The 26,177-nt window shown below is 69.6% G+C and carries 26 protein-coding genes; 11 read left to right on the forward strand and 15 right to left on the reverse strand.

What is annotated here, in order from left to right; translation table 11 throughout:
* Nucleotides 1-73: 73 nt before the first annotated feature.
* Entirely contained in the window at nt 74-751 is a 678-nt protein-coding gene (locus EAS64_RS02175) for a hypothetical protein (protein WP_145851021.1), read from the reverse strand.
* Between the two features lie 97 nt (nt 752-848).
* A complete protein-coding gene (gene typA / locus EAS64_RS02180; protein WP_145851022.1) occupies nt 849-2,714 on the reverse strand; it encodes a translational GTPase TypA in 1,866 nt (621 codons plus the stop codon).
* Nucleotides 2,715-3,045: 331 nt separating this feature from the next.
* On the opposite strand from typA, the gene EAS64_RS02185 reads away from it, so the two are divergent.
* Nucleotides 3,046-3,303 (forward strand): hypothetical protein, encoded by a 258-nt coding sequence (locus EAS64_RS02185; protein ID WP_145851023.1) that lies wholly within the window; start codon nt 3,046-3,048, stop codon nt 3,301-3,303.
* Nucleotides 3,304-3,425: 122 nt separating this feature from the next.
* The gene (locus EAS64_RS46625; RefSeq protein ID WP_145851024.1) at nt 3,426-6,407 is read left to right on the forward strand and encodes a helix-turn-helix transcriptional regulator; all 2,982 of its coding nucleotides are present in this window, start codon (nt 3,426-3,428) and stop codon (nt 6,405-6,407) included.
* 98 nt (nt 6,408-6,505) lie between these two features.
* On the opposite strand, the gene EAS64_RS02195 is transcribed toward EAS64_RS46625, so the two are convergent.
* The gene (locus EAS64_RS02195) at nt 6,506-7,387 is read right to left on the reverse strand and encodes an LLM class flavin-dependent oxidoreductase (protein ID WP_222848926.1); all 882 of its coding nucleotides are present in this window, start codon (nt 7,385-7,387) and stop codon (nt 6,506-6,508) included.
* Between the two features lie 99 nt (nt 7,388-7,486).
* On the opposite strand from EAS64_RS02195, the gene EAS64_RS02200 reads away from it, so the two are divergent.
* From EAS64_RS02200 to EAS64_RS02210, 3 genes are all read left to right on the forward strand, one after another.
* Entirely contained in the window at nt 7,487-8,089 is a 603-nt protein-coding gene (locus EAS64_RS02200) for a TetR/AcrR family transcriptional regulator (protein WP_246115488.1), read from the forward strand.
* 76 nt (nt 8,090-8,165) lie between these two features.
* On the forward strand, nt 8,166-8,735 hold the full coding sequence (locus EAS64_RS02205; protein WP_187365636.1) for an RNA polymerase sigma factor: 570 nt from the start codon (nt 8,166-8,168) through the stop codon (nt 8,733-8,735).
* Nucleotides 8,728-10,263 carry a beta propeller repeat protein gene (locus tag EAS64_RS02210; protein ID WP_145851026.1) on the forward strand — a complete coding sequence of 512 codons (1,536 nt, stop codon included), beginning with the start codon at nt 8,728-8,730 and terminating at the stop codon, nt 10,261-10,263. Before EAS64_RS02205 ends, EAS64_RS02210 begins: the two co-directional genes overlap by 8 nt.
* On the opposite strand, the gene EAS64_RS02215 is transcribed toward EAS64_RS02210, so the two are convergent.
* The 5 genes from EAS64_RS02215 to EAS64_RS02235 form a co-directional block, all read right to left on the reverse strand.
* Complete coding sequence (locus tag EAS64_RS02215) at nt 10,260-10,892, reverse strand: RDD family protein (RefSeq protein ID WP_145851027.1); 633 nt, start codon at nt 10,890-10,892, stop codon at nt 10,260-10,262. The two genes, EAS64_RS02210 and EAS64_RS02215, sit on opposite strands and share 4 nt — an antisense overlap.
* Nucleotides 10,889-11,407, reverse strand: a complete 519-nt coding sequence (locus tag EAS64_RS02220; protein WP_145851028.1) for a hypothetical protein — start codon at nt 11,405-11,407, stop codon at nt 10,889-10,891. The genes EAS64_RS02215 and EAS64_RS02220 overlap by 4 nt, the downstream gene beginning before the upstream one ends.
* Nucleotides 11,408-11,492: 85 nt before the next feature.
* A complete protein-coding gene (locus tag EAS64_RS02225; RefSeq protein WP_145851029.1) occupies nt 11,493-12,209 on the reverse strand; it encodes a class I SAM-dependent methyltransferase in 717 nt (238 codons plus the stop codon).
* Complete coding sequence (locus EAS64_RS02230) at nt 12,210-12,671, reverse strand: SRPBCC family protein (protein ID WP_145851030.1); 462 nt, start codon at nt 12,669-12,671, stop codon at nt 12,210-12,212.
* The gene (locus EAS64_RS02235; protein WP_222848927.1) at nt 12,668-13,729 is read right to left on the reverse strand and encodes a glycosyltransferase family 4 protein; all 1,062 of its coding nucleotides are present in this window, start codon (nt 13,727-13,729) and stop codon (nt 12,668-12,670) included. Before EAS64_RS02235 ends, EAS64_RS02230 begins: the two co-directional genes overlap by 4 nt.
* A 206-nt stretch (nt 13,730-13,935) precedes the next feature.
* Here EAS64_RS02235 and EAS64_RS02240 point away from each other — a divergent pair, with 206 nt between their 5' ends.
* A complete protein-coding gene (locus EAS64_RS02240; RefSeq protein WP_145851032.1) occupies nt 13,936-14,601 on the forward strand; it encodes a class I SAM-dependent methyltransferase in 666 nt (221 codons plus the stop codon).
* Complete coding sequence (locus EAS64_RS02245) at nt 14,598-15,482, forward strand: class I SAM-dependent methyltransferase (RefSeq protein WP_145851033.1); 885 nt, start codon at nt 14,598-14,600, stop codon at nt 15,480-15,482. Before EAS64_RS02240 ends, EAS64_RS02245 begins: the two co-directional genes overlap by 4 nt.
* Here the strand turns inward: EAS64_RS02245 and ribA are convergent.
* The gene (gene ribA / locus EAS64_RS44435) at nt 15,479-17,173 is read right to left on the reverse strand and encodes a GTP cyclohydrolase II RibA (protein WP_222848928.1); all 1,695 of its coding nucleotides are present in this window, start codon (nt 17,171-17,173) and stop codon (nt 15,479-15,481) included. The two genes, EAS64_RS02245 and ribA, sit on opposite strands and share 4 nt — an antisense overlap.
* 156 nt (nt 17,174-17,329) lie before the next feature.
* Here ribA and EAS64_RS02260 point away from each other — a divergent pair, with 156 nt between their 5' ends.
* Entirely contained in the window at nt 17,330-19,708 is a 2,379-nt protein-coding gene (locus EAS64_RS02260; protein WP_145851034.1) for a CDP-alcohol phosphatidyltransferase family protein, read from the forward strand.
* A 1-nt stretch (nt 19,709) separates the two neighbouring features.
* Here the strand turns inward: EAS64_RS02260 and EAS64_RS02265 are convergent, their stop codons facing one another.
* Genes EAS64_RS02265 through EAS64_RS02275 form a run of 3 tightly spaced genes read right to left on the reverse strand, consistent with a single transcriptional unit; the run spans nt 19,710 to nt 21,662 of the window.
* Nucleotides 19,710-20,351: a histidine phosphatase family protein gene (locus EAS64_RS02265; RefSeq protein WP_145851035.1), complete on the reverse strand. Its 642-nt coding sequence runs from the start codon at nt 20,349-20,351 to the stop codon at nt 19,710-19,712.
* Entirely contained in the window at nt 20,348-20,740 is a 393-nt protein-coding gene (locus tag EAS64_RS02270; protein ID WP_187365637.1) for a 6-pyruvoyl trahydropterin synthase family protein, read from the reverse strand. The genes EAS64_RS02265 and EAS64_RS02270 overlap by 4 nt, the downstream gene beginning before the upstream one ends.
* The gene (locus EAS64_RS02275; protein ID WP_222848929.1) at nt 20,730-21,662 is read right to left on the reverse strand and encodes a zinc-dependent alcohol dehydrogenase; all 933 of its coding nucleotides are present in this window, start codon (nt 21,660-21,662) and stop codon (nt 20,730-20,732) included. The genes EAS64_RS02270 and EAS64_RS02275 overlap by 11 nt, the downstream gene beginning before the upstream one ends.
* Nucleotides 21,663-21,824: 162 nt before the next feature.
* On the opposite strand from EAS64_RS02275, the gene EAS64_RS02280 reads away from it, so the two are divergent.
* The 3 genes from EAS64_RS02280 to EAS64_RS02290 all read left to right on the forward strand — a co-directional run bounded on the left by EAS64_RS02280 (nt 21,825) and on the right by EAS64_RS02290 (nt 23,454).
* Nucleotides 21,825-22,193, forward strand: coding sequence for a hypothetical protein (locus tag EAS64_RS02280; RefSeq protein ID WP_145851038.1), 369 nt, complete (start codon nt 21,825-21,827; stop codon nt 22,191-22,193).
* A gap of 114 nt (nt 22,194-22,307) precedes the next feature.
* Nucleotides 22,308-23,237: an SPFH domain-containing protein gene (locus tag EAS64_RS02285; protein ID WP_145851039.1), complete on the forward strand. Its 930-nt coding sequence runs from the start codon at nt 22,308-22,310 to the stop codon at nt 23,235-23,237.
* A 7-nt stretch (nt 23,238-23,244) separates the two neighbouring features.
* Entirely contained in the window at nt 23,245-23,454 is a 210-nt protein-coding gene (locus tag EAS64_RS02290; RefSeq protein WP_145851040.1) for a type II toxin-antitoxin system antitoxin, read from the forward strand.
* Here the strand turns inward: EAS64_RS02290 and EAS64_RS02295 are convergent.
* Genes EAS64_RS02295 through EAS64_RS02305 form a run of 3 tightly spaced genes read right to left on the reverse strand, consistent with a single transcriptional unit; the run spans nt 23,451 to nt 25,983 of the window.
* Complete coding sequence (locus EAS64_RS02295) at nt 23,451-24,494, reverse strand: ABC transporter substrate-binding protein (RefSeq protein WP_145851041.1); 1,044 nt, start codon at nt 24,492-24,494, stop codon at nt 23,451-23,453. The genes EAS64_RS02290 and EAS64_RS02295 overlap by 4 nt on opposite strands.
* Entirely contained in the window at nt 24,491-25,255 is a 765-nt protein-coding gene (locus tag EAS64_RS02300) for an ABC transporter permease (protein WP_145851042.1), read from the reverse strand. The genes EAS64_RS02295 and EAS64_RS02300 overlap by 4 nt, the downstream gene beginning before the upstream one ends.
* Nucleotides 25,252-25,983, reverse strand: coding sequence for an ABC transporter ATP-binding protein (locus tag EAS64_RS02305; RefSeq protein ID WP_222848930.1), 732 nt, complete (start codon nt 25,981-25,983; stop codon nt 25,252-25,254). The genes EAS64_RS02300 and EAS64_RS02305 overlap by 4 nt, the downstream gene beginning before the upstream one ends.
* Nucleotides 25,984-26,177 lie beyond the last annotated feature (194 nt).

Here is a 26,177-nt window from a genome sequence, read left to right on the forward strand (position 1 = left end):
CCGTTCGCGATGATAGATTTTGAATTCGTTTGCATTTTGCTGTGCGACGCGGGGCCGGCGGGCGGCCTGGCGACTACATGTACTGGCCGCCGGGGTAGTTGTCCGGGTCGTCCTGGATGCCCGTTTCCTGGAGCTGGTCGGAGTTTTGCTGGTGACCGAGGCTCTGGTGATAGCCGGGGCCCGGAGAGAAGACGGGGCTGCGCAGGTAGCCGGCGCCGCGGGCGAAGCCGTGGCTCTGCAGGTAGCGCGGGCCTGGGGGCTGGCCTGCGGGCTGCGGGCAGACCGTGGGCGGCTGGTCGTCTTGTTGCTGGGCTTGCTGCTGAGCTTGTCGCTCGTCTTGTTGCTGGGCTTGCTGCTGGGCTTGCTGTCTGGCTTGGCCCTGCGTGGCGGTGCGGCCCTGCTGGTAGGCGGCGAACTGGCTGCTCGTCTCGCGTTCCGCGGCGGCCAGCATGCGCTCCCAGCGGGCCTGCATCGGCTTGATCAAGCCGCCGCCGACGCCGATCGCGATGATCGCGCCGCAGGTCAGCAGCACCGTATAGAGGATCGGCCGGGTGACGGCCGTGGCGAGTCCCACTTGGTTGAAGACGGCGATGACGCCGAGCGCCACGATGACGATCGCGGCAGTAGCGACAAACCATCCGATTACCAGAATGACCAGGAATACCAGGATTTTCGGTACGGAATGGAATGCCGTGTTAAGCCGATCCTGGATGTTCGAGCCTATCTGAAATGAAGCCAGCGGCTGGCTCATAACTTGCCCCCGTTTCAGTTCCGCCGCGGCGATCACTGCGATAAGGGGCTGATACCCCCTGTGCAGATTTCTCATGCACAGGGGGTTAATTAGACGATTACTGCTCGCGCGAGATGCGCCCGCGGACGCGGCCGCGCTCCTTGGCATCGAGGACGGTCTTGCGCAGCCGGACCGCCGTCGGGGTCACTTCGACGCATTCGTCCTCGGCACAGAACTCGAGCGCCTGCTCCAGGCTGAGAATGCGCGGCGGGACGAGCCGCTCGAGTTCATCCGCGGTCGACTGCCGCATGTTGGTGACCTTCTTCTCCTTGGTGATGTTCACGTCCATATCGTCGGCGCGGGAGTTCTCGCCGACGATCATGCCTTCGTACACCTCGGTGGTCGGGGAAACGAACAGCGAGCCCCGCTCCTGCAGGTTGAACATCGCGTAGCTGTTGGACGCGCCGGTCCGGTCGGCGACAAGCGAGCCGGTGGCGCGGCCGCGGATCTCGCCGGCCCACGGCTCGTAACCCTCGAACACGTGGTGCGCGATCCCGGTGCCGCGGGTCTCGGTGAGGAACTGGGTGCGGAAGCCGATCAGCCCGCGGGACGGGACGAGGAACGCGAGCCTGATCCAGCCGGTGCCGTGGTTGGTCATCGTCTCCATCCGGCCGCGGCGCACCGAGACGAGCTGCGTGACCGCGCCGAGGTACTCCTCGGGAACGTCGATGGACAGCCGCTCGAACGGCTCGTGCGTCTTGCCGTCGATCTCCCTGGTCACCGCGGACGGGCGGCCGACGGTCAGCTCGTAGCCCTCCCGGCGCATGGTCTCGACCAGGATCGCGAGCGCGAGTTCACCTCGCCCGCGGACCTCCCAGGCGTCGGGACGCTCGGTGGGCAGCACCTGGAGGCTCACGTTGCCGATGAGCTCACGGTCGAGGCGGTCCTTGACCAGCCGTGCGGTGACCTTGGTGCCCCGCTCACGGCCCGCCAGCGGCGAGGTGTTGGTGCCGAGCGTCATCGAGATGGCCGGCTCGTCCACGGTGATCAGCGGCAGCGGGCGCGGGTCGTTCGGGTCGGCGAGGGTGTCGCCGATCATGATGTCGGCGATGCCGGCGATCGCGGCGATGTCGCCAGGACCCGCCTCGTCGGCCTGCTTGCGCTCGAGCGCCTCGGTGAGGTACAGCTCGGTGATCTTCACCCGCTCGATCGAGCCGTCGTGCTTGATCCAGGCGGCCTGCTGGCCGCGCTTGAGCGTGCCGTTGTGCACACGGCACAGCGCGATGCGGCCGAGGTAGGAGGAGGCGTCCAGGTTCGTCACGTGCGCCTGGAGCGGTGCGGTCGGGTCGTAGACCGGGGCGGGCACCGTGCTCTTGATGGTGTCGAAGAGCGGCTCGAGGTTCTCGCTGTCCGGCAGCTGGCTGTCCTGCGGCCTGTTGAGGCTGGCCCGGCCAACCTTGGCGGAGGCGTAGACGATCGGGAACTCGATCTGCTCCTCGGACGCGTCCAGGTCCATGAACAGCTCGTAGCAGGCGTCGACGACCTCGGCGATACGCGCGTCGGGGCGGTCCACCTTGTTGATGACGAGGATGACGGGAAGGTTCGCCTCGAGCGCCTTGCGCAGCACGAACCTGGTCTGCGGCAGCGGCCCCTCGGACGCGTCGACGAGCAGCACCACGCCGTCCACCATCGACAGGCCGCGCTCCACCTCGCCGCCGAAGTCCGCGTGGCCCGGCGTGTCGATGATGTTGACCGTCAGGCCGCCGTGCTTGACCGCGGTGTTCTTCGCGAGGATGGTGATGCCCTTCTCGCGCTCCAGGTCGTTGGAGTCCATCACCCGCTCGTTGACATGAGCGTGCGCGCCGAACGCGCCTGACTGCCACAGCATCGCGTCGACCAGCGTGGTCTTGCCGTGGTCGACGTGCGCCACGATGGCGACATTGCGCAGGTCGTCGCGGGTGGCCAGTCCTGGCGCGGTCGTCATGATGGTCTCCTGCTGTGCGGGCATGCGTGAATCTCGCTCATTCGGCATCGGGTCTGCGCCAGGTCGGATGGGCGCTTCGGTGCGGCGCCTGGCTGGCCGCGCGAATCGCGGCACCTTCCATTGTATTGCGGCGCCGCGTTCGACTTGACCTCTGCCCCTGGCCGCTGCCCTGACCTCTGTCTCTGGGCAGTGCCTAAGACGGGTCACGCGCCTAAGCCGTCAAGGACGCCCAAGATAAGGCGAACGACCAATAGCCGGACGGGGGGACCTTAGACCGAACCTGTAAATACGGGAAACCAAGGCGGTCTCCCAGGATCGGGGAGGAACCCAAATGCACAGCATCATGTACGAAGTGGCACGGCAGCGGATCGCCGACCAGCAGCGCGCAGCGGTCAAGGACGGCGAGGCCAGGGTGAGCCGGGCGGCGGCGCGGGCCAGGCGGCGCGCGCGGAACGAGGCCGCGGAGCCGATCGCCACGCCGGCGATCCCTGACTACCCGCACGAACTGCTCGCGGCGGCGGGACGGGAGACCGTACCCGCGCAGCGGCCGGAGGCGGGGCGCGGGCGGCACGCGCGCGCGGGCCGGTAAACCCCCGCTGAGCAGGGCAGGCATCCGCCATGTCAGACAGCAGAGAATTCGGGCCGAATTCCAGCCCGCTCCACACGGGGCGGGCTGGAATGTCGGGCCCTCATGCGATGCTGAATGGTGAGATGAGCAGACGCGGAGCCAGCCCAGTCCTTGTCGGACGGACAGCGGAAATGGCCGCCCTGCAGGCCGCACTCGAGACGGTCCGCCGGGGCGACCCTGCCGCCATGCTCATCGGCGGTGAGGCCGGGATGGGCAAGACGAGACTGATCGGCGAGTTCACCACGGTCGCGCGTGACGCCGGGGCCCGGGTGCTAACCGGGGCGTGCCTGGAACTCGGCGCCGACGGCCTGCCGTTCAGCCCGTTCACCGCGATGCTGCGCGATTTCGTCAGGGAAAGCGACGCTGGCGAGATCGGGAGTCTGCTGTCCGGCAGCGGGCGGGCCGCGCGTGAGCTGGCCAGGCTGCTGCCAGAATTCGCCGCTCGCCGGGAGGCCGGCGACGACGGCCAGCCGGCGGTGAGCGCCCTGGCCGACGACGGCCGCACCAGCATCCGCACCGCGGGCGAGGCCCGCGCACAGCTCTTCGAGGGCTTCCTTACACTGCTTGAGCGTCTCGCGGCGCACCGGCCGGTCGTCCTGATCGTGGAGGACGCGCACTGGGCTGACCGCTCTAGCCGCGACCTGCTCGCGTTCCTCATCGGCTACCAGCGCGCGCTGCGCGGCGTGCTTATCGTGGTGACCTTCCGCTCCGACGAGCTGCACCGCACCCATCCCCTTCGGCCGCTGCTCGCCGAGCTGGCGCGGGTGGAGTGGGTAGAGCGGCACGAGCTGCCGCGGCTTACCCGCGGCCAGGCCGAGGAACTGGCGACCGCGATACTCGGCACCTCCCCCGACCGTGCGCTCGCCGACTCGATCTTCCAGCGTGCCGAGGGCAATCCGCTGTTCACCGAGGAGCTCCTCCTCTGCGCCGGCCAGTGCGACGCGGTGCCCGACACCCTGGCGGACCTGTTGCTGCAGGCGGTGCGGCGGCTGCCGGAGGACAGTCAGGACGTACTGCGCATCGCGAGCGCGGGCAGCGGGGTGACCAGCGACGCACTGCTCGCCCAGGTGACGGGGCTCGGCGCTGCCGAGCTCGCGGCCGCCATCCGGCCTGCCGTGGCGGCGAACGTGCTGGTGGCGCACGCCGACGGCTACGGGTTCCGGCACGCGCTCATCCAGGAAGCGGTGCACGCCGACCTGCTGCCGGGCGAGCATTCCGCGGTGCACACCCGGTTCGCCCAGGCGATCGAGGCGGAACCGGAGCTTGTCTCCCGCGGGCGCGTGGAGATCGAGAAGTCCCACCACTGGTATTCCGCGCACAACACGACCGGTGCGCTGGTGAGCGCGTGGCACGCGGCCGTGCAGACCTCGAACCGGATGGCGCACGCCGAACGCCTGATGCTGCTCGACCGGGTCCTCGAGCTGTGGGAGCAGGTGCCCAACGCGGCGACCCTGATCGGCGCCGACCGGGTGCGCGTGCTCCAGGAGGCGGCGAGCGCCGCCGATGACGCCGGTGAGCTGCAGCGCGGCCTGGCGATCGCCGAACTCGCGCTGACCTTGGTCGACGAGGCTACTGACCCCCTGCGGTACGCGCTGCTGCTCGAGCGGCGGTCCTCGTTCCGCAGCAGCCTGGGGATGGGCACGCGCATCGCCGACCTGCGTCGCGCACTAGCGCTCGTGCCCGCGTCGCTGTCCACGCAGGCGCGGACCCAGCTGCTGCTTTCCGGGGCCCGCTGCACCGATAACGACCCCGAGTTCCGCGACTGGGCCGAGGAGGCGCTCGAGTACGCCCGCGAGGACGGCGACCCGGACGCGGAGGGACACGCTCTCGCCTCGCTGGCCATGATGGAGGCCGGGGCAAGCCAGATGGCGGGGCCAGGCAGCAAGCCGCTTGAGCTGCTCGCGGAGGCCGCGCGGGTGCTGGAACGGACCGACGCCTTCCACCGCTCGCTCAAGCTGGCGATACTCGAATCGCACTTGCTGTGCGGCGCGGGCGAGTTCGAGCAGGCGGCGCGGGCGGCGCAGGAAGGGATCGTCGACGCCGAGCGGCACGGCCTGGCCCGCACCGGTGGCGCCTTCCTCGCGATCAACGTCGCCGAGCCGCTGTTCCACCTCGGTCGCTGGGACGAGGCGGCCGAGGTGGCCGAACGCGCACTTGACCTGGCGCCGCCCCCGCTCACCCGGGCCGCCCTGTGGCTCATCCTCGGCTGGCTCGCGGCCGCCCGCGGTGACCTGGAGACAGCGCTCAGGCGCGCCGCCTCCGCACGCGCGGTGCTGTCAGGCGCCGTCTACGAGGACCAGTACCACCTGCCGCTCGCCACCTTCGACATCGCGATCACCCTGGCCACCCAGGGCCCGGTCCAGGCCACCGACCTCGCCGCCGAGCTGATCACCCGCTACGACCTGCAGAAGAGCAGCCCCCGGTGGGTCTGGCCGCTGCTGACCACCGCCGCGTACGCGGCCAGGCGCGCCCCCGGTGAGGCCGCCGCCAGCCTGCTCCACGAGCTGCGCCTGAGCGCGGGCAAGCTGGCAGCGTTCGGCCCGGTGCAGGAGGCCTGGCAGCTCTCGTTCACGGCGCTCGCGGGTGCGTTGGCTGGCTCCGCGGACTCAGCCAGCGAGGACGCCGTTCCCGTGAACCCGCTCGCGGCGGCGGACGCCGCGGCAGACGCGTGGGAGGCGGTCGGGCAGCCCTTCCCCGCCGTCCTCGCGCTGATACACGCCGGGCGGACCGCGCTGGCTGCCAGGGCCACCCGTGAGGCGGCCAGCCGGCTGCGCCGCGCGGCCCCGCTCGCGGAGCGGCTCGGCGTGGGCCCGCTCGCCGCGGAGATTACCGACCTGACCCGCCGGGTCGGTCCGGACAGTGACGCGGGCGATCCCGTGCTCACCGGCCGGGAGCTCGAGGTCCTGCGCCTCGTCGCGGCCGGGCGGTCCAACCGGGAGATCGCCACCGCGCTCGTCATCTCACCGAAGACGGCGAGCGTCCACGTATCGAACATCCTCGCCAAGCTCGGCGCGGCCACCCGCACCGAGGCCGCGGTCAAGGCCCATCAGCTGCTGCTGCTCTAGCCGACGGCGTCCCTGGCCGCAACCGACTCGGGCTAACGTTGATGGGGCGCGGGCGCTGCGGTAGGCCGGTCCCGGGTCAACGGCGGCACCCGCGCACCCTACACGGCCTGGCTGGGGATGATAAGTTCGTCGGCTACCCAGCGGGCGACGCTGGGCGGGTAGGGCGGGGTCAGGCCGAGGATGATGTGGCGGAAGCCGGCGTCAAGCGCTGCGGCGATCGCGGCCCTGGTGCGGGCGGGCTGGTCGTAGGAGACCGGCACCGGGATCGAGCGGGTGATCTCGGCGGGGTCGCGGCCGATTTCGGCGCAGTAGCGGTCGAGCAGCGCGCCGCGGCTCACCGCGTCGGCGATGTCACCGCTTGGCAGGTTCCACAGGTCCGCGTGCTCGGCGATCACCCGCAGCGTGGCGGCAGAGCGCCCGCCGATCATGATGGGCGGATGAGGCCGCTGGACGGGCTTGGGGTTGCAGAATGCCCCGGTGAGCTGGATGGTGTCGCCGTGGAAGTCGAACGGCTTGTCCTCGGTCCACAGCTTGCGGATCACCGTGCACGCCTCCGCGAAGTTTCGCACGGCGCGGTCCGTCTCGTGGAAGGGCAGGCCGTAAGCCTCGTACTCGCGCCGGGCCAGCGGGTGACCGGGGCGCGAGCCGACGCCGATGCCGAAGTCGAGGCGCCCGCCCGAGACGACGTCGACGGTCGCGGCCATCTTGGCCAGCATCGCGGGTGGCCGGAACCGGTTGCTCGTCACCAGCAGGCCGAGGCGTAGTCGCCGGGTCTGCGCGGCCATGGCCGACAGCAGCGTCCAGCCCTCGAATATCGGCCCGTCGGGATCGCCGGCGATCGGCATCAGGTGATCGAACAGCCACGCGTGCTCAATCTCGGCGATCGCGTCCGCCTCGCGCCAGACTTGCTGGATGTCCTGGTAGGAGACCTGCATCGGGGCGGTCATGATGCCGAAGCTGGGCCGGGAGGTGTCTTTCACCGGGTCACTCCTCTATGCTCAGTCAAACGGAACCTTGTCCCGATTGACAATACGGGACAGTGTCCCGTTTAGCAAGCTCGGTTGTTGAGGGACGGTGCGGTGGACGACGGTGCGGTGCAGGAGATCAACGGCTTGGGGCAAGCTGCCCGGCCCAGGCGGGCGGACGCCAGGCGCAACCAGGCGGCGCTGCTCGACGCGGCCGCCGCGGTCTTCGTCAGGTCCGGTGTTGAGGCCCCGGTACGCGACATCGCGGCCGAGGCCGGCGTCGGGACGGCCACGATCTACCGGCACTTCCCGACCCGGGCTGACCTGATCATCGCCGTCTACCGGCACCAGGTGGAGGCCTGCGCCGCGGCCGGCCCCGCACTGCTCGCGGCGGGCCCGACGCCGTACGCCGCGCTCGGGCGGTGGATCGACATGTTCGTCGACTTCCTGGTCACCAAGCACGGGCTCGCTGCCGTGCTGCGGGGAGACAGCGCCGGCTTCGCGTCGCTGCACTCCTGGTTCCTCGACCGCCTGGTGCCGGTCTGCGCCCAGCTGCTCGACGCCGCGGCGGACGCGGGCGAGATCCGGTCCGACATCAAGGCCTACGAGCTGATGCGCGGCGTCGGCAACCTCTGCGTCGGCGCGGGAGACGATGCCGGCTACGACGCGAGGCGGCTGGCCGGGCTGCTCATCGCCGGACTGCGCGAGCCCCACTGACCCCGGCAGGACGAGCCCCGCTTACCCGGGCGGCAAACGACGGGAACGGATTGCGCCGGCGCGCCAATACTTATGCGTGGACGAGAAACTGAGATCTGGTCCGATCGAAGCACCGGCAGACTTCGCGGACGCGTTCCGCGAGCACTTCGCCCCGGTGTACCGGTTCATCGCCCGGCGCGTTGGCACCGGCCTGGCCGAGGACCTGGCGGCCGAGGCCTTCGCCACCGCGTACCGGCGGCGGGCCTCCTACGACCCCGTTCGCGGGTCGGTGCGGTCCTGGCTCTTCGGTATCGCGGCCAACGTCCTGCGCGGGCACTGGCGGGACGAGCAGGAACTGCTCGAGCTTGACGCGCGCCTGACGTCCGACGGCACCCGGTCCTTCGACACCGACGCCGACTCTCGCGTGGCCGCGGCCGCGCTGATGCCGCGGATCGCGGGGGCGCTCGCGGCACTCAACCCGGAGCAGCGCGACGTGCTGCTGCTGCACGCGTGGGCGGACCTCAGCCACGAGGAGATCGCGGCCGCCCTGGGGATCGCCAACGGGACCGCCAGGTCGCGGCTGTCGCGGGCCAGGGCGGCGCTGCGGGCCCAGCTCGGCGAGTTCGACTTCACCCTGTGGACATTCAAGGAGAATGACCATGCCTGACGAGATCGACCTGCTGCGGGAGTTCCGCGCCGACACCCCGGGGCCGGATGCGGCGGCGTGGGCGCGCGCCCGCGCGGCCGTGGCGCTTGCCGAGAGCGCGGACGCCGCGCCATCCCCGGGTGCACGCCGGCAATGGCCGCGCGCGATCCGGAGAATCCACGTCGGCCGGGTAACCAAGGGCCAGGTCAGGGTCGCCGCCGCCGCGGCCCTCGTCGCCCTGGTAGCCACGACGGTGCTGCAGCCGCCGCCCACCCTGACAGCGCCGCTTGTCAGCGCATGGCAGCCGGCCAGGCAGCTGCCTTCCGGCGCTGCGGGCATCACGGCAAAGGCAGGCACCTGGCGCCTGATGGGCTACCTCGTGGCCAGGGGCTGGCAGGAGGCCACGTCTGGCCCCGCGCCGGGGCTTCTCACCTGCCCGACGGCGACGACCTGCTACGTCGAGGGCGATAGCGCGCAATCGCCGAGCGGCCCAGCGAATATGAACTCGTTCTACGTCTCGACTGACGGCGCGCAGTCCTGGAGTGTCCTGCCAGTGCCGGGCGGCGTCACGTTCACGTCGGCGTTGTCGTGCGCGTCCGTGACGGACTGCGCGGCGGGCGGGCTGTATTCCGGGCGCCAGCCCGTGTACGTCAGCACCGTCAACGGCGGGCATTCCTGGACCGTGCGCCCGCTGCCCGCCGGCGTCGGCCAGATCATGAAGATCGCCTGCGCCACCGCGACGGCCTGCCGGGGGCTGGCATCGGCATCGGGGAAATCGATGACCCCGGGCATCGCGACGCTCGTCTCTGGCACGCGATTCTTTGCCACCGCCGACGGCGGGCAGCGCTTCACCGTGGTCAAGTTCCCGGATGACGCGGCGATGCAGAGCGTGGCCTGCCCGACGGCCGCGCACTGCGTGGCCATCGGCGTGCACACCAAGTTCCGCCCCAGGGAAGGCCCTGATCTCGACCACGGCGTGCTGCTGACATCCGATGACGGCGGCCTGACCTGGCAGCGGGACGCCTGGCCGAAGGGGTACGGCCCCGGCCCGGAGCCCGACGTCACCTGCACGGACGTCAGCCACTGCGCGATGATCGGCTTCGTCGAGCACGACGGCATCGAGCGGGACAAGTACGGCTACACGTCGGGGAAGGACGCCGTGCAGTACTCCGTGATCGGGTTCTCCGCCGACGGCGGCAGGACCTGGGCGAGGACCAGCGGGTTCCCGCACTCGATCCCCTACCCGCTGATGAACGACCTGACCTGCCCCACGAGCACGACCTGCTACGCGGCGGGAGGCGACCTCATCGCCCAGCAGATCGGCAACACGTACAACGCGGGGTCCGCCGTCGTCGCCGTCACGCACGACGCGGGCCGCACCTGGCAGCGGGTCACCTTCGCCGTCCCCGCGCAGGTGCCCGGCGGGATGCAGGGCGACTCATTCATGGACATCGGCCAGATCGAATGCCCGCAGGCGGACGCCTGCGTCGCGATCGGCATCTCCGACCAGGGATCGACATCCACGCCCATCTACACCAACCACGGCTAGCCACGGCCATCGCGGGAAGCTGGCCGGTTCGATGCCGAATCCGGGGCCGGTGCGGCCTGGTGCTGCGTCACCGTCCGCTCGCGCTCGGGCGGTCCCTGCTGCGCGGGTACCGGTGCTGGTACCTGTGCTAGGTCATCGCGGGCCAGGAAGCGCAGCCGTTGCGCACGGGCGTCCCACGTGTAGACGACGGTGGTGCCCGCGATTACGTCATGCAGCGCACGACGCTCGCGGTCGACCAGAATGCCGACGAAGCCGAGTCCAAGCAGCAGGAAGCTGAGCGGGAAGACCAGCGTGCGCACGATCGCGCGGCGCGGGCCTGCCGTCGCGCCTTCCCTGCTGACGACCTGCACGCCGAGCACCGCCATGCCGAAGGTCTTGCCGCTCGCCGCCCACGAGTAGGCGAAGTACACGAACCACCAGCAGCCGTAGGCGATCGCCACCGGAATGCCGCTCCCGTTCCAGCTGACCGTGTGCCCTGTTATCAAGCTGGCGACGAACGACACGACGGCAAGCGCCAGCCCGAACAACCCGCTGATTACCCCGAGGTCGATCGCGTAGCCGAGAAAGCGCGAGACGGACCCCGCGTAATGGCCGCGCAGCCCGGTCAGCTCACGCAGGCCGGCCGTCATCGCCCGGCCTGCACGCTGACCAGGAGCCGCGGGCCGCGCGGTGCGGGCGGTCGCTTGGTGCCGCGGCCGAGCATGCGGTCGACCCAGCGCGCGATGAAGTTGTCGAGGCCGACCGCCTGGCTGCGGACAAGGTCGACTCCCTCGCTGAAGACGGTGCTTGAGGACCGGGTGAGGATTGCGGAGAGCTCGGTCTTGTCGAGCAGCGCGCTGATGTCGATGCGGTCCGCGATCGCATTCACGTCCACCCGGCTCAGCAGGGCGTCCATGTCCACCCGGGAGATGATCCGTTCCACGTCAACCCGGTCGAGCACCCGGTTGAGGTCCACCTTGTCCAGCAGCCGGTCAACGTCGACCTGGGCTAGGAGCTTGTTCACGTCGATCTGCCCGAGCAGCGCGTTGATGTCGAGCGAGTCGACCACAAGCTCCGTAGCGCGCCGCGCGACGGTCTGCGCTACCGAGTCCACTGGCTCGGCGAGGCGCCTGCTCGCCTGGCGCACTCGATCAACCGGATCCACCTGCCCATCGTCTTCCCGCCAGGGCGCGGCCATATCCCCCGGCGGGGGTGATGCGTGCGAAGGCGACCCGGAGAGCCGCATGACGTCAGTCGCTCTGGCCGCTCCCCTGCGGTCGCCCACCGGAGGGTTCAGGGCCGCGGGACCCGACAGCGAGGAATGCGGTTCCGAAGAACAACTCAGTCCAGCGGAGATCGGCCAGTTCCGCCTGCATGGCGGCGCGAATCGCCTCCCACGGACGGCGCATGATCCACTCATCTATGGAGGCGAAAGGCCGCACAGTCGCGGTTCCCAGCTGCGCTAGCCACCCAGGCAGGCTGTCGGGAAGCTTGAGATCGAGCACGACCCAGCGTCCGCCCGCGGAAAGCGCCGCGGCGCCGTGGGCGATGACCTCTGCGCACTCGGGCACCTGCGTCATGGCGTAGGTGGACAGGATCGCGTTGACCCCGGCGGGGAAGCCGAAGCCGGCCGCGTCGGCTTGCACGAGGCTGATGTTGCTCCAGCCGTTCGCCGCTATCCGATCCTTGGCACGGGCGAGCATCGCATCGGTCAGATCGACGCCGACGATCCGGCCGCCGGGACCGACCGCCTTCTCCAGCAGCGAGAAGTTCAGGCCCGTGCCGCATGCCATGTCGATCACGCTGTCACCCGGGCGAAGGCCAAGAGCTCGTACGGAACGGAGGCGTTGTGCCCGCTGAGGGTAGCCAGGCGCGGGGTAGAGCCGGGACGTGATGTCGTAGTGCTTCGCCTTCTTGCGGTATGTCGCGATTAGGCGCTCTTGCGTACGGTTGGTCGGGGCCACCATCTAGGACACCGCGCCTTCACGCGTCGCGGACTCCACCGCAGCCTTCATCGCCGCCATCTCGCGATCGCTTACTCGCTGAATACTGCCCTTGACGAGGCCCGGGACCGCGCGCATGATGCCCGCGAGGTCGACCTCAATCCACATCATGGCGTCGGTCTGCTTATCGCCGGCCGGCTCGAGTTCCATTGCCCAGCGCGCCACGGACGTCCCCATTGTCCCGGCGAACGCCACGGAGCGGGGCGCCTCGACAGCGGTCACTTCCTCGCTCCGGTCGTGAGTCCACCACAGGTCCCTCGCCCGCTGATCGACCCGCGAGCCGGGCTGTAGCGGGCCTCCTCCGCGAACCCGGCATTCGAGTACTGTCGGCGCCCACTCTGGCCAACGTCCGACGTCACAGATGTACGCCCACACCTCATGGACACTGCTGGCGATTGTTATGCGGCTTTCGGTCCTGATTGTCATCTGGCGTTCTCTCCAGGGTGAACGGTCACTGCGTTCGCTATCTCTTTTATGGTCTGCTCCCAGCCGCACAGAGTCGACCGTCGCTGTCGTGCCGCGGCCCGTAGCCGGCGCCGGCAGCACTCGTCGCCCAGCCAGTCGCCGAGCGCGGCGGCGAGGGCAGCCGGATCATCGGGCGGGATCAACTGGCCAGGGACAGTGCCATCGGCGGTGGTGCCGAGCGCTTCCGGCAGCCCGCCGACGGCGGCAGCCATGACGGGCAGGCCGCGAGCGAGCGCTTCGGTGACGGTCATGCCGTAAGTCTCCGAGCGGGACGGCGCGACGAGCAGGTCGGCGGTGGCATACGCGTGGCTGAGCGCCGCGCCGGTCAGCACGCCGCTAAGCCGGACGCGGTGACCGTAGCCGAGGCGCGTGATACGTGCCCGCAATCGCTCGACGAAGTCCGGGTCGCGGTCAAGCGGTCCGGCAAGCACGCAATGCCAGTCCCGGTCGGCGAGGCCCGCGAGTGCCTCGACGAGGAGGTCCTGCCCCTTGTGGCGGCCGAGGACGCCGACGCAGAGCAGCCGGCCGCTGACCGGCCGGGCCTGGGCAGCGACCCGGTCGACGCCCGGCCGGGCGACGTGCACCCGGCAGGCCGGGATCGCGTACCGGGTCAGGACCTGCCTGCGGGTCCACTCGCTGGTAACGACCACGCCGGCGGCCGCGCGGAGCACGATCCGTTCGGAGCGCTCCGCGCTGGCATCATGGTGTGTGTCGAGGGCGGTGGCCAGCGGCATGTGCAGCAGCACAGTCATTCGAATCCGCCCGGTGTGCGGCAGCAGCTGCGCGGCGGCCGGGGAGGCGATGAGCCCGTCGATCAGGACAGTCTCACCGTCGGGGATGGCGGAAACGATGCGGGCCAGCTCGGCACCGGGTACCAGCCACGGCGCGGTGACGGTCGCGACCAGCACCTCCCAGCCTGCCTCGGCCAGTCCGGCGCAGACCCGCCGGTCATAGATGTTGCCGCCGGTAGGCTGCCCGGGATTGTCGAACCCCTCGGGGACTACTACGTGGACCCGCACGATGTTCCGGCCCTCCAGAGCGCCTGCCGCACCGAATCAGCCTTCCCCCTGCGGAGGAGCTGAACCAGACCCGCCGCCGGTCCGTGATACCTGACACCAGGTAGAACGTGGGAGCAGAGGACGTGGTTCGACCCGAGACTACGGCGCTAGAGCGGGCCAGGGCGAGCGCCTACCCCGCTGGCGAGTATGTGGGCCAGGAGAGCTTCATGCGGGCGGCCGAGGTCCGGAGGCTGGCTCACCAGGCCCGGGTCAGCCCTGGCGACTCGGTGCTCGACCTGTGCTGCGGTGTGGCCGGCCCCGGCCGGATGATCACGGCGGAGTCGGGATGCCGCTACCTGGGTGTCGATCACTCTGCCAGCGCACTGGCCATTGCCCGGCAGCTGGCCGGGAGTCTTCCCTGCCGCTTCGAGCAAGCTCACCTCCCGCCGCTGCCCGACGGCCGCTTCGAGGTGATATTCCTGCTGGAGACGATGCTGGCTTTCCCCGACAAGGAGGCCTTGATGGGTGAGGTGACGCGCGTGCTTGAGCCGGGCGGGCGTTTCGCTTTCACCGTCGAGGAAGGCCGGCCGCTCACCCAGCAGGAACGCACGCGCATGCCGGGCGCCGATACGGTCTGGCCCATCGAGTTGGCGGAATTGACTGGCGTGCTGCGCAACGCGGGGCTGACCGTGATCTGGCGGCAGGAGTACAGCTCGGCCCATCAGGCGATGGCGACCGCGCTGCTTCGCTGTTACCGGGCTGATTCACCGCAAATCGCCCGCCAGATCGGGACGCAGGCCACCGCCGAGCTGATCACGGCCCATCAGCTGTGGAGTGACTGGCTCGGCAGCGGACGGGTGCGCAAGTTCGCGATGGTGGCGAAGAAGCAGTGACCTTCGACTATGCCCGCTACCTGGCCGCGAAGACGACCGTGGATGACCGGGCGCTTAACCGGCATGTGCTGGACGAACTGCGCCGCCTCATGCCTGCGGGTAAGCCGCGAATACTCGAAGTCGGCGCCGGCCTGGGGACGATGGTGGCCCGCCTGATCGACTGGGGTGTGCTCGGCAGCGGCGAGTACATCCTGCTGGATGCGGATCGGCAGCTGCTGGACGATTCTCGCCGGTGGCTGTGCGATTGGGCGGCCGTGCGGGGCCTGCGCAGCGATCCGCTGCCGGATGGGCTGCAGCTGGGTGAGCTGCGGGTGCGCCTAGTGCACGCCGAGCTCGGCAGCTACCTGGAGGTCGCTCACGGGGCGCCGGCCGATGTGCTGATCGCCAACGCCGTCCTCGACCTGGTGGACGTGCCGGCCGTGCTGCCCGGATTGTTGCGGTTGCTTGTCCCCGGCGGCGTCTACTGGTTCACGATCAATTACGACGGCGAGAGCATCCTTGAGCCCGGCCACCCCCACGATGACCAGGTCATGCGGGCCTACCACCGCGACATGGATGAGCGCATTCGCTACGGCCGGCCGGCCGGGGATAGCCGGACGGGCCGTCGCCTGTTCCACCAGCTGCGGGCCGCGAAGGCGCCCGCGCTGGCGGCGGGGCCGTCGGACTGGGTGGTAAGCGCCGGCCCGGACGGGAGCTACCCGGGCGATGAGGCTTACTTCCTGCGCAGCATCCTCAGCACGATCGAGAACGCGTTGCGGAGTCGCGAGGATTGGATGGAACCGGCGGACCTGACCGACTGGCTGGCCGCGCGCGGTCAGCAACTGGCCGCGGGTGACCTGGTCTACCTCGCCCACCAGCTTGATTTCGTGGGCCGCGCCTAAGCGGGGCCGACCTGCTGGTGCGGCTCGGCGGCGCGGTCAAGACTCAGCGAAAGCAGGTCATGCCCTCCGCGCCGGGCCTTGGTGGTCAGGTAGGCGGCGTTGGTCTCGGTAAGGTGCAGGGCAGTGGGGACGTGCCTGGCGATCGTGATGCCCAGGCGGCCCAGCTGAGCGCCCTTGTCTGGGTTGTTGCTCAGCAGGGCGATGCGATTGACGCCAAGCGCCTTCAGCATCTGGGCGGCACTGGTGTAGTCGCGCTCGTCGGCCCGGTGACCGAGCGCGAGATTCGCGTCGTACGTATCCAGGCCATCGTCTTGCAGCGCGTAGGCATCGAGTTTGTCGTACAGTCCGATGCCGCGCCCCTCCTGACGCAGATACAGCACGTACCCGCCGTGTTCGGTGATCCGCTCGATCGCTTCGCGCAGTTGCGGCCCGCAGTCGCATCGCTGGCTGCCGAACACGTCACCGGTGAGGCATTCACTGTGCAGGCGCACCAGCGGCAGCCGGGTCCGGGCGGGCCGGCCGAACTCGAGGGCGACGTGCTGCTGCGCGTCGGCCAGGCCGGTGAAGGTGACGACCGTGGCAGTCGTTGAGTAGCCGTCAGCCAAGCGCAGCGGGATCCGAACACGCCGGCGGATGGCCGCCGCCTGGACCGCCCGGGTCACGGGCAAGGCCTGTAAACCACGAATAGCCTCCATCGTCAGCGGCTCCGGATCGGGTTCTGTCAGCTCGCTCGCGGGTCCCTGCTCGCGACGGCGGCGAACGGCGTCCCCGAGCAGCAGGCCCGCGCCCGGGGTAACCGCGGCCAGCATGAGCACCGCATAGAGGGTGGCGACCGTGACCCCGATAGCCGCGCCGAGCCCGGCAGCGGCGAAGGCCCAGGCGGCAGCGCCCTCCCGTGGCCCCCACCCGCCGATACTCAAGGGGATCACCGATGCGGTCTGGACCACCATCAGCAGCGCGATCAGTTCGCCCAGGGGTGCGGTACAGCCGGCGACCCGGGCCGCGACGACGAACGTTGTCGTGTGCCCGGCGACGACCAGCAGCGAGGCCAGCGTGAGCCGCGGCCACACACGACGGGGCAGCAGGCCGCGGCGCAGGTCAGCGGCGATGGCCCGGGCGGCACGGGTCAGCCGCGACCGGCGGCGGCGAGCGGCGCAGCGCACGACGAGCGCAGCACACCCGGCCACACAGGCGATGCCCGCCAGCACGTAGGGCAGCGCGGGCCGGACCGGCGAGGGCAGCGTCAGCAGCACGACGGCGGTCACGACGGCCTGGATGACCTGACCGCACAGCCGTTCCCACGCCACCGCGCGCACCCCCTGCGCGACGTCTCCGGCGCGCCGGCCCTGCGTGACCGCCCGGTGCACGTCGCCGAGAATCCCGCCGGGCAGCACGGAGTTGAGGAACAGGGAACGGTAGTAGGCGCCGGTCGCGACGGGCAGGTCGATGTCGGTGCCGAGTGCCCGGGCGACGACGCGCCACCGCCAGGCCGAACACACCGTGGTCGCGGCCGTGAGCGTGACGACGGCCACGACCGCCTGCCAGGTGACCGCGCGCAGCCCGTCCTCGAACGGCGCCGCGCCTACCTGCCGTACGAGAAACCACAGCACGGTGACGCCGGCGGCCAGTCGCAGCAACGACGGGCCGAAACGACCGACGGCCCGACCGATCCCGACCGGAACTGAGTGCATGGGCGCCACACTGGTTATACGTGCCTACTGAGCACATAGTTCAATCGTCACTGGAGCAACATCCCGGCACGCGGCCGGCCGCGGTGAACCAGCGTGACCTGGGGCCCGTTGTCCCTATGAGGAGTGACGGATGACGGCAAGGGGGACGTAGGCGCAATGCAGACCATTCAGCCGCCGGCGGTTCAGGTCGCGGACAAAGGCGCGCTGCGGGTAATCCGGCTCGCGACGATCCTGGGGATCCTCGCCACAGCCGCCCTGCTCGGCGTCGTGTCCGTCACCGCTGGTCTCGGTGCCGCCGGCTGGATCGCCGGCCTGGTCACCGGTTCGGTGGCGACCGCGCTGCTGGCGACCGCCCGCAAGCGCAGCGACCAGCCGGCGATATTCCCGGCGGACTGGGTCACCCTGACCCGGATGGTGCTGATCGCCGGGGTCACGGGCCTAGTCGCCGACTCGTTCGGCCGGCCGGTGTCGATCACGGCGCTGGTTACCCTGTCCGCCGTCGCGCTGGCCCTCGACGCGGTAGACGGACAAGTGGCGCGCCGGACCGGCACCGCCACCCCGCTTGGCGGCCGTTTCGACGGCGAGGCCGACGCCTTCCTCATCCTGGTGCTCAGCATCGCAGTATCCCGGGATTACGGCAGCTGGGTGCTGGCCATCGGCGCCGCCCGCTACGCGTTCCTGCTGGCAGGCTTGCTGATCCCGTGGCTGGCCGCGCCGTTGCCACCGCGGTACTGGGGCAAGGTCGCGGCCGCGGTCACCGGCATCGTGCTCACCGTCGCCGCATCCGGACTGATCAACCGCATTACCGGAATGATCGCGGTCGCCGCCGCACTGCTGCTGCTTGCAGAGTCGTTCGGCCGCAATGTGATCTGGCTGTACCGTACCGGCGCCGACCCGCGCGCCCGCTTGGCTGTGCGGTTTACCATCGCCGCGCTTGCGCTCGCGCTCCTCTGGTTCACCCTTTTGCTGCCTGACCGTACCTATCAGTTCGCCTTGGGAAATTTTGTCCGCATCCCGATAGAATTGCTGGTCTTGGTCGCTGTGGCGCTGTTTCTGCCGCCCTGGCCGCGACGCATCGTGGCCGCTATCGCCGGGATCCTCTTCACCGTGCTCCTCTTCGCCAAGTTCCTCAACATGGGGTACTACGACCTGCTCAACCGGGCGTTCAACCCGGTGACCGACTGGAGCGAAATCGCACAGGCTAAGGGCGTGCTCCAAGACTCGATCGGCGCCAAGCTCACCAACGTCGTGGCCGTCGTGCTCGTGATCGGTCTCGGCCTGCTTCTCGTCGCGATCACCGCGGCGGCGATTCACCTCACCGCAGTGGCCGCCCGTCACCGCCGCGGCACCGTTCGCGGCCTTGCCGCTCTCACCGCCGTCTGGGGGCTGTCCGCGGGCCTGTCACTGCAGCTCATCCCGGGGACCGCGCTCGCCTCGGCCAGCGAAACCGGGCTGGCCGTCGATCAGGTGCACGCCGTCCAGGCGGCGCTCGCCGACCCGCGCATCTTCGGGCAGGCCATCCACAGCCGCGACCCCGAGGCCGCCATCCCCGCGTCCGACCTGCTGACCGGGCTGCGCGGCAAGGACGTCCTCATCGTCTTCGTCGAGAGCTACGGGCAGGTCGCCGTCCGGGGTACGAGCTTCTCGCCGGGCATCGACGCCGTCCTGCGCCAGCAACAGGGCATGCTGACCCGCGCCGGCTGGTCCACGAAGAGCGCCTGGGCCGGCTCCCCGACCTCCGGCGGGGTCAGCTGGCTCGCCCACTCCACCCTGCAGTCGGGGTTGTGGGTCAATAGCCAGCAGCGGTATGACGAGCTCATCGCCAGCCAGCGGTTCACGCTCAGCGACGCCTTCAACAAGGCCGGGTGGCACACGGTCCTCGACGACCCAGAGGACACACCCTGGGCCACCGCCACGTCCTTCTACCATTACGCCCAGGTCTATAACCGGTCTAACGTCGGCTACCACGGCCCATCCTTCAGCTACTCGGCGATGCCCGACCAGTACACCTATGCCGAGTTCCAGCGGCTTGAGCTCACCCCCGGCCACCAGCCCGTGATGGCCCAGATCGCTACGACCTCCTCGCACACCCCCTGGGCCCCGCTGCCGTCCATGGTGCCCTGGAACCAGGTAGGCAACGGCTCGGTATTCGACTCCCAGCGGGGGACGGCCGCAGACGTGGCCCGGGTATGGAGCAACACCAACACGGTGCGCCAGTTCTTCGGCCAGTCGATCCAGTACTCAATGACTGCCCTCACTTCATGGGTCACCGAGCTGAACGACCCGAACCTCGTGCTCATCCTGCTCGGCGACGAGCAGCCGCACAGCACCATCAGCGGCCCGGATCCCGACAACTATGTGCCGCTCTCGATCGTCACCCGTGCCCCTTCGGTGCTCAAGCAGATTTCCTCCTGGCACTGGCAGAACGGGCTGCTGCCCGATCTCAGCGCTCCGTTCGAGCCGATGGACGCCTTCCGCAATCAGCTCCTCAACACCTTCAGCACGGTCCCGGCCAAGGCGGCACCGACCCGGTGAGTCACGGCAGGTGGCTGGTGTCATTGACGCGATGGACGGCGGCAAATCCCTGGCCGTACCACTGGATCTCGTTGATGCAGGCGGAACCGAGATATAGCCGATAGAGGGTGCTGAGCGGGGCGCCGAGAGCCCCGCACAGCATGATCTTTATCGGGGTTACGTGACTGACCACCAGGACGGTCTGGCCGCCGTGTTCCCGCAGCAGCCGGTCACGGGCCCGGTCTACCCGGCGTGCGGTGTCGGCAAAGCTCTCGCCGCCCGGCGGCGCCTGTTCGGGGTCGCGCCGCCAGGCGGCCGCGGCCGCGGGCCACCGCTGCTGTACTTCTTCCAGGGTGAAGCCATCCCAGTCACCGAAGTCGGTTTCACGGAGATCGTCATCGATGGCCGCGGTCAAGCCCAGTTCGCCGGCCGCGATGGCGGCGGTGGCGACAGCGCGCAGCAACGGCGAGCTGACCACGGCGTCGATCGGGGCACCGCTGGCGAGGCGGCCGGCGGCCGCCTTGGCCTGCCGGGTGCCGCTGGCGCTAAGCGGGAGGTCGCGCAGCCCGCAGAAGCGGTGTTCGGGTGACAGCTGGGTATCGCCGTGCCGCAGCAGGACAGTGGTGGTGGGGTCTGCTGTGGGGTTATCCCAGCCCAGAGTCATACAGCTGCTCCCCCGCACCCTGCGCGGTATCCGCCGAACGCGACGGGTGTCTCCCAGACTCGCACTGCCAGTGATTCGCCGCCCGCGGCAGCGACGACGGGCGAGAGGGTGTCATGCACCCAGCGGGCGAACACCTCGACCGTGACCGCCTCGGCCTCGGCCGGGCGTATCTCCTCCAGGTTGCGGTCTTCGATCCGGCTGGTCAGCTCGATCAGCGCCGCTTCAAGCACATCCAGATCACAGACCATGCCGCGCTCGTCAAGCTGCTCGCGGTCCACCACGATGTCAATCCGGTAGTCGTGATCATGGAGCTGCCCCTCTGGCCCGGGCAGTCCCGGCATGATGTGGAAGGCGCGGACGCTTCGGCTCAGCCCGACTTCACAGGTCACGGACAGCACTCCTGTCGTAGTTGAGAACGGCATGCATCAGCCCTGGTTTCCCCTGGTCCACGGCTCGGAACGCCTCGGCGGCGTCACCAAAGTCGAAGACGTGCGTGCACAGCTCCGCCAACGGTAGCTCGGTAAGCAGTTCAACGGTCTCCTGGCGGCGCCGGGAACGGCTCCAGGTCCCGGACAGCCGGGCCGGCACGGTGGAGACCTGCGTGCTGCGAATCGTCAGACGGCGCCGGTGGAAGGCGCCGCCTAGCGGCAGCACAACTGGTTTGGTGCCGAACCACGACGCGATCAGCAAGGTTCCCTCGTGGGCCAGCAAGTTCAGCGCCATCGCTGGCGCATCCGGGTTACCGCTGGCGTCAATGACCAGCGGAACCTCGTCTTTCACCAGCTCCTCCGGCGCTACGGTGGTGGCGCCGAGGCTGCTGGCCACGGCGCGGCGCCACGCCTGCGGCTCGGCAATCAGCGGCCGCCACCCGGCCCTGCGCAACAGCAGGCCGGTCAGCAGGCCGAGCACGCCGGCCCCGAGCACGACGACCCGGTCGCGGTATCCGGTCCCCGCATCGAGCGTCACCTGCAGCGCCGTCTCGACGAGCGGCAGCAAGGTTGCGGACGCGGGATCGACTCCAGGCAGCGGAATCAGGTCGTCAGCCCGCGCCGCGAACACGTCCTGGTGCGGATGGAACACGAAAACCGCCTGGCCGGACTCCGCTACTTCGCCGACACAGGCATACCCATAGGCGAAGGGATAGGAGAAGGTGCCACCGAGCGCGTCGATCGTGTCGTCAAGCGCCAAGTCGGCGGGGACCTCGCCGCGGTACACAAGCCGTTCGGTACCGCCGCTGATGCCAGAGCACACGGTGCGGACGAGCACCTCGCCGGCCGCAGGCCGTGGTGCGGGCAGTTCCCTGATCTCCACACAGCGCGGCGCGGTATGAAATAGTGCGCGAGCAGGCACGCAGCTCCCTACCCTCCGTTTACCTATACAACGGTTGGTATACCCACCTGGTTCAGGAGTGTAAATACAACGGCCCCGGCTCGCAGTCGAACGGCCGTTCGATGGCGTGTTATGCTGCCGCCCATGGCTGCGTACATACCACCGGGCTGGCCAACCGGAGTGCATCCGCCGGGCAGTGAGGACTTCGAGGCGACCGCCATCGCCTGGCTGCTCGATGTCGTCCCGCCGGACTTCCGGCTGCACGGGGTGCTGCGCCGGCACCCCGCGGCCCTGGCCGCGATGGCCAGGCATCACACGCAGGCCTGCGTCGAGGGCGCCAGGGCCGGCTACCGGACGGCGCGCAGCGAACTGGGCGAGGAGTTGCCGCCGCACGCCATCGACGCCGTCCTCGCCGCCTACCGGACCGAGGGGCGGCGACTCGCCAGCACCGCGCGGGCCGTGGTTCTCATCGAGCAGGCGCTGCGCGGCGATACCTTCACTCCCAGGCTTTAGGCGATACCTTCACTTCCAAGAGTCAGGAGCACCCCAGGCTCCAGGACAGCTTGCGGAGGAAAACTGATATCAGTATGATATTAGTATCAGCGATTCCTCCCGAAGGTGGGCATCATGACAGCCCAGACTCAAGTTCCTGAACAGCTCGCCCGTCCTGCCCAGCCGATGCGCGAGCGCGAGGCCCGATATGCCGCCGGCCTGACCCTCATCCTGATCGACATCGTCGTGCTCGCCGCGGCGGGCATCCTGTTCTGGCAGGCGGCGGTGCACAAGGGCGGCGCGGCCGCGGCCTTCGCCGTGCCGGCGATCCTCCTGGCCATCGTGTTCTTCCTGGTGTTCCGCGGCATCATCGTGGTCGCGCCGGGACGCGCCCACGTCGTGCAGCTGTTCGGCCAGTACAAGGGCACCGTCCGCCAGCCCGGGCTGCAGTGGGTCAACCCGTTCTCGAACCGGATCCCCGTCTCCACCAGGATCAGGAACATGGAGACCACGCAGGCGAAGGTGAACGACGCCGACGGCAACCCGATCGAGATCGCCGCCGTGGTCGTCTGGCAGGTGGAGGACACCGCGCAGGCCATCTACTCGGTCGATGACTACCTCACGTTCGTCGCGATCCAGGCGGAGACCGCCGTCCGGCACATCGCCTCCAGCTTCCCCTACGACGCCAGGGGCGTCGAGGGCGTGCTCTCGCTGCGGGACAACGCCGACGAGATCACCAGGCAGCTATCCGCCGAACTCGCCGACCGGGTACGGGCCGCGGGCGTGCAGGTCATCGAGACCAGGCTCACCCGGCTCTCCTACGCGGCGGAGATCGCCGGCGCCATGCTGCGCCAGCAGCAGGCCGCCGCGGTCGTCGGCGCGCGGGCCAAGATCGTCGAGGGCGCGGTCGGCATGGTCCGGATGGCGCTGCAGCGCCTCGACGAGGAGAACGTCGTCGAACTCGACGAGGAGCGCAAGGCCGCCATGGTGTCCAACCTGCTCGTCGTGCTGTGCAGCGAACAGGCAACCCAGCAGGTAGTGAACACCGGCTCGCTCTACGCGTGAGGCGTTGATGGCTGAACGCAAGAGCATCCTGCTGCGACTCGACCCGGCCGTCCACGACGCACTGGCGAAGTGGGCGGCCGACGAGATGCGCTCGACCAACGCCCAGATCGAGTTCCTGCTCCGCCGCGCCCTCGGCGACGCGGGCCGGATGCCGGGCACCGCGCGGGCGATGCGCAGGCCCGGCCGGCCCGCCGCCGCCGAGGAACCGGAGAGCTAGCCCTTCGGCAGCAGGGATGTGTTGACGATGCCGGCGGATGAGACGCTGACGGCCTTGGTGATCAGGCCGGCCTTGAGCATCCAGTCGGCGAAGGACTGCCAGTCGGCGGCGGACATCGCGCCGAAGCCGCCGGAGTTGGCGAGCAGCGGGGCCGTGACGGTGACCATCTGCTTGAGCAGGGCCGGGCTGTAGCCCTTGGCCACCGGGGTGAGTGCCGTGTCGGCGGCGGACGGGCTCGCCTGCGCGGCCGCCGAGCCCTTGGCAAGCCCGGCAAGGAACTCGCGGACCAGGGTGCGGTAGGCGGCGTCGGAGGCCAGGCGGGACTTGTTCGCGACCACGACGAGCTCGTCGTAGTTGGGCACGCCCTCCTCGTTCACCGGGTAGACCTCGGGGTTGAGGCCCGCGGCCTTGAGCTGTACGGCCTCGACGTTGCGGTAGCCGCCGATGATCGCCGCCACCTTGCCGGAGATCATCGCCGGGATCAGGCCCTCGCTGACCGTCACCAGGTTCGTCTTGGTCGCACTGAGGCCGTACTTGGCAAGGATCAGCTTGTAGATAGCCGCCGAGGTCGGGTCGCCGTCGGTGCCGACCGTCTTGCCCGCGAGCGCGCCAGGGTTGGCGACACCGGCCTTGCCGGAGATGATCAGCGAGTCAAGCGGGACAGGGACAAGCGCGGCCACCGCCGTCGCGTTCATCGCCGGGTCGGTCGCCCCGGTGATCACGTCCGGCTCATAGGAGATGGCTAGCGGCACCTTGCCGATGCTGACCAGCTTCAGCGCGTCGGTGGTGTCGGACGGGGACTGGAACGTCACGTTCAGGCCCTGGGCGGTGAAGTCGCCGTCATGCTGGGCCGTGTAGAGAGCGATGTGGTCCGGGTTGGGGAACCAGTCGAGCAGCACCGTGGCGGACGTCAGGGCCTTGCCCGACGAGCCACTGCCCGACGAGCCGCACGCGGCCAGTGTCATGGTCAGGGCTGCAGCCGCTGCGGCGGCGGCGCCGGCCAGCCCGACGGCGCGGCGCGCGCCACGTGTCTGTCTCATGATCGTTTCCCTTCTCGCTCCCAGGGGCAGCAGATTCGCTCGATCGCCGTGACTGCGAGGAAGAGCACGATCGCTTCTGCTGTCAGTATGAAGATGGCGGCGAAAACGAGCGACGTCTCAAGTTGCGGAGTCGCCTGGAGCATCAGGTAGCCCAGGCCGTTCTGCGAACCGGCGAACTCGCCGAACACCGCGCCGATCGGCGCGTACGTCGCGGCGATGCGCAGGCCGGAGAACATCGACGGCAGCGCCGCCGGCGCCTCCACCCGGCGGAAGGTCGCCCACTTGCCGCCATCGAGCGTGCGCAATACCCGCAGCAGCTCGGGATCGACCGATGCCAGGCCATCGACGGTGTTCACCACGATCGGGAAGAAGCAGATCAGCGCGACCACGACCAGCTTAGGGGTGATCGTGAAGCCGAAGATAATCGTCAGCACCGGGGCGATCACCACGATGGGCACCGCCTGCGAGCCGATGAGCAGCGGGTAAAGGGCGTTGCGGGCAGTCCGCGAGCTGTGCAGCGCCGCCGCGAGGGTCACGGCGACCACGAAGGAAAGCGCGAACCCGGCGAGCACCTCGACGGTGGTGGTCCAGGTGGCACTGGCCAGCGTGCCCTTCCACTGGCCGGCCATTGTGGCGAAGATGCTGTCAAGCGACGGCAGGATGTAGTCCGGCACGCCGAACCAGTGGCTCGCCGCCTCCCAGAGCGCGGCGAGGACGGCGACGATCAGCAGCGACGGCAGCGCGCGGGTTAGCGCCTTCATGCCGGGGCCTCGAGCACGGACAGGATCTCGTCGCGCAGCGCCGTGAACTCCTGCCGCCTGATGACCTCGCGGCGGCTGCCCTCGGTCATGGCCTGGTCCACGTCGAACGACGCCGCGATCCGGCCAGGCCGCGGCGACATGACCGCCACCTGGCGCCCGAGCAGCAGCGCCTCCTCCACGTCGTGCGTGACGAGCACGACCGTCCTTGGCTCTTCGTCGAGCGCGCCGCGCAGCCACTGCTGCAGGTCGCCGCGGGTGATCGAGTCGAGAGCACCGAACGGTTCGTCGAGCAGCAGTACTTCCTTACCTGCGACCAGGGTGCGCAGGAACGACACCCGCTGGCGCATGCCGCCGGACAGCTCACGCGGCAGCTTGTCCTCGAACTCCGCCAGGCCGAAGCGCGCCACCATCGGCGCCACCTGCCGCCGCGCGGCCGCGCGGCGCATGCCGCGGTTCTCCAGCGCGAGCGCCGCGTTGCCGAGCACGTCCCGCCAGGGCAGCAGCAGGTCCCGCTGCGGCATCCAGGCGCAGCGGCGCAGCCGCTGCGGCGCGGTCGTCGCGTCGAGCACCTCGATCGTGCCGTCCGTCGGCTCGTCCAGACCGCAGATCAGGTTCAGCAGCGTCGACTTGCCGCAGCCGCTCGGGCCGACGATCGCCAGCCGGCCCTGCGGCGGGACCTCGAGATCGACACCGGCGATCGCGTCTGTCATGCCGAATCGCTTGGTCACCCCGCGTAGCAGCAATCCGGAACCGTCGCCCGCCGGGCCTGAACCGTCCGAGCCGCCTGAAACGCCCACTTGTGAACATTAGTAATCACCGGCAGCATCAGCCAACTCGGATTCTCCCACGTGACGGGGTCGCGTGCCGGACCGCGGGACGTGACAGACTTGGAGCGTCACGCGAAACGCCATTGGGAGGACAA

It is taken from the genome of Trebonia kvetii (genome assembly GCF_007827045.1).
In the GTDB taxonomy this organism is placed as follows: domain Bacteria; phylum Actinomycetota; class Actinomycetes; order Streptosporangiales; family Streptosporangiaceae; genus Trebonia; species Trebonia kvetii.

Bases quoted from the DNA above. Each gene is read 5' to 3' on its own strand.
- EAS64_RS02295 (WP_145851041.1), bottom strand. From the start codon at position 24,494: ATGAGACAGACACGTGGCGCGCGCCGCGCCGTCGGGCTGGCCGGCGCC.
- EAS64_RS46625 (WP_145851024.1), top strand. From the start codon at position 3,426: ATGAGCAGACGCGGAGCCAGCCCAGTCCTTGTCGGACGGACAGCGGAA.
- EAS64_RS02265 (WP_145851035.1), bottom strand. From the start codon at position 20,351: ATGACTCTGGGCTGGGATAACCCCACAGCAGACCCCACCACCACTGTC.
- EAS64_RS02290 (WP_145851040.1), top strand. From the start codon at position 23,245: ATGGCTGAACGCAAGAGCATCCTGCTGCGACTCGACCCGGCCGTCCAC.
- EAS64_RS02185 (WP_145851023.1), top strand. From the start codon at position 3,046: ATGCACAGCATCATGTACGAAGTGGCACGGCAGCGGATCGCCGACCAG.
- EAS64_RS02225 (WP_145851029.1), bottom strand. From the start codon at position 12,209: ATGGTGGCCCCGACCAACCGTACGCAAGAGCGCCTAATCGCGACATAC.
- EAS64_RS02175 (WP_145851021.1), bottom strand. From the start codon at position 751: ATGAGCCAGCCGCTGGCTTCATTTCAGATAGGCTCGAACATCCAGGAT.
- EAS64_RS02285 (WP_145851039.1), top strand. From the start codon at position 22,308: ATGACAGCCCAGACTCAAGTTCCTGAACAGCTCGCCCGTCCTGCCCAG.
- EAS64_RS02210 (WP_145851026.1), top strand. From the start codon at position 8,728: ATGCCTGACGAGATCGACCTGCTGCGGGAGTTCCGCGCCGACACCCCG.
- EAS64_RS02260 (WP_145851034.1), top strand. From the start codon at position 17,330: ATGCAGACCATTCAGCCGCCGGCGGTTCAGGTCGCGGACAAAGGCGCG.
- EAS64_RS02215 (WP_145851027.1), bottom strand. From the start codon at position 10,892: ATGACGGCCGGCCTGCGTGAGCTGACCGGGCTGCGCGGCCATTACGCG.
- typA (WP_145851022.1), bottom strand. From the start codon at position 2,714: ATGACGACCGCGCCAGGACTGGCCACCCGCGACGACCTGCGCAATGTC.
- ribA (WP_222848928.1), bottom strand. From the start codon at position 17,173: ATGCACTCAGTTCCGGTCGGGATCGGTCGGGCCGTCGGTCGTTTCGGC.
- EAS64_RS02300 (WP_145851042.1), bottom strand. From the start codon at position 25,255: ATGAAGGCGCTAACCCGCGCGCTGCCGTCGCTGCTGATCGTCGCCGTC.
- EAS64_RS02240 (WP_145851032.1), top strand. From the start codon at position 13,936: ATGCGGGCGGCCGAGGTCCGGAGGCTGGCTCACCAGGCCCGGGTCAGC.
- EAS64_RS02230 (WP_145851030.1), bottom strand. From the start codon at position 12,671: ATGACAATCAGGACCGAAAGCCGCATAACAATCGCCAGCAGTGTCCAT.
- EAS64_RS02280 (WP_145851038.1), top strand. From the start codon at position 21,825: ATGGCTGCGTACATACCACCGGGCTGGCCAACCGGAGTGCATCCGCCG.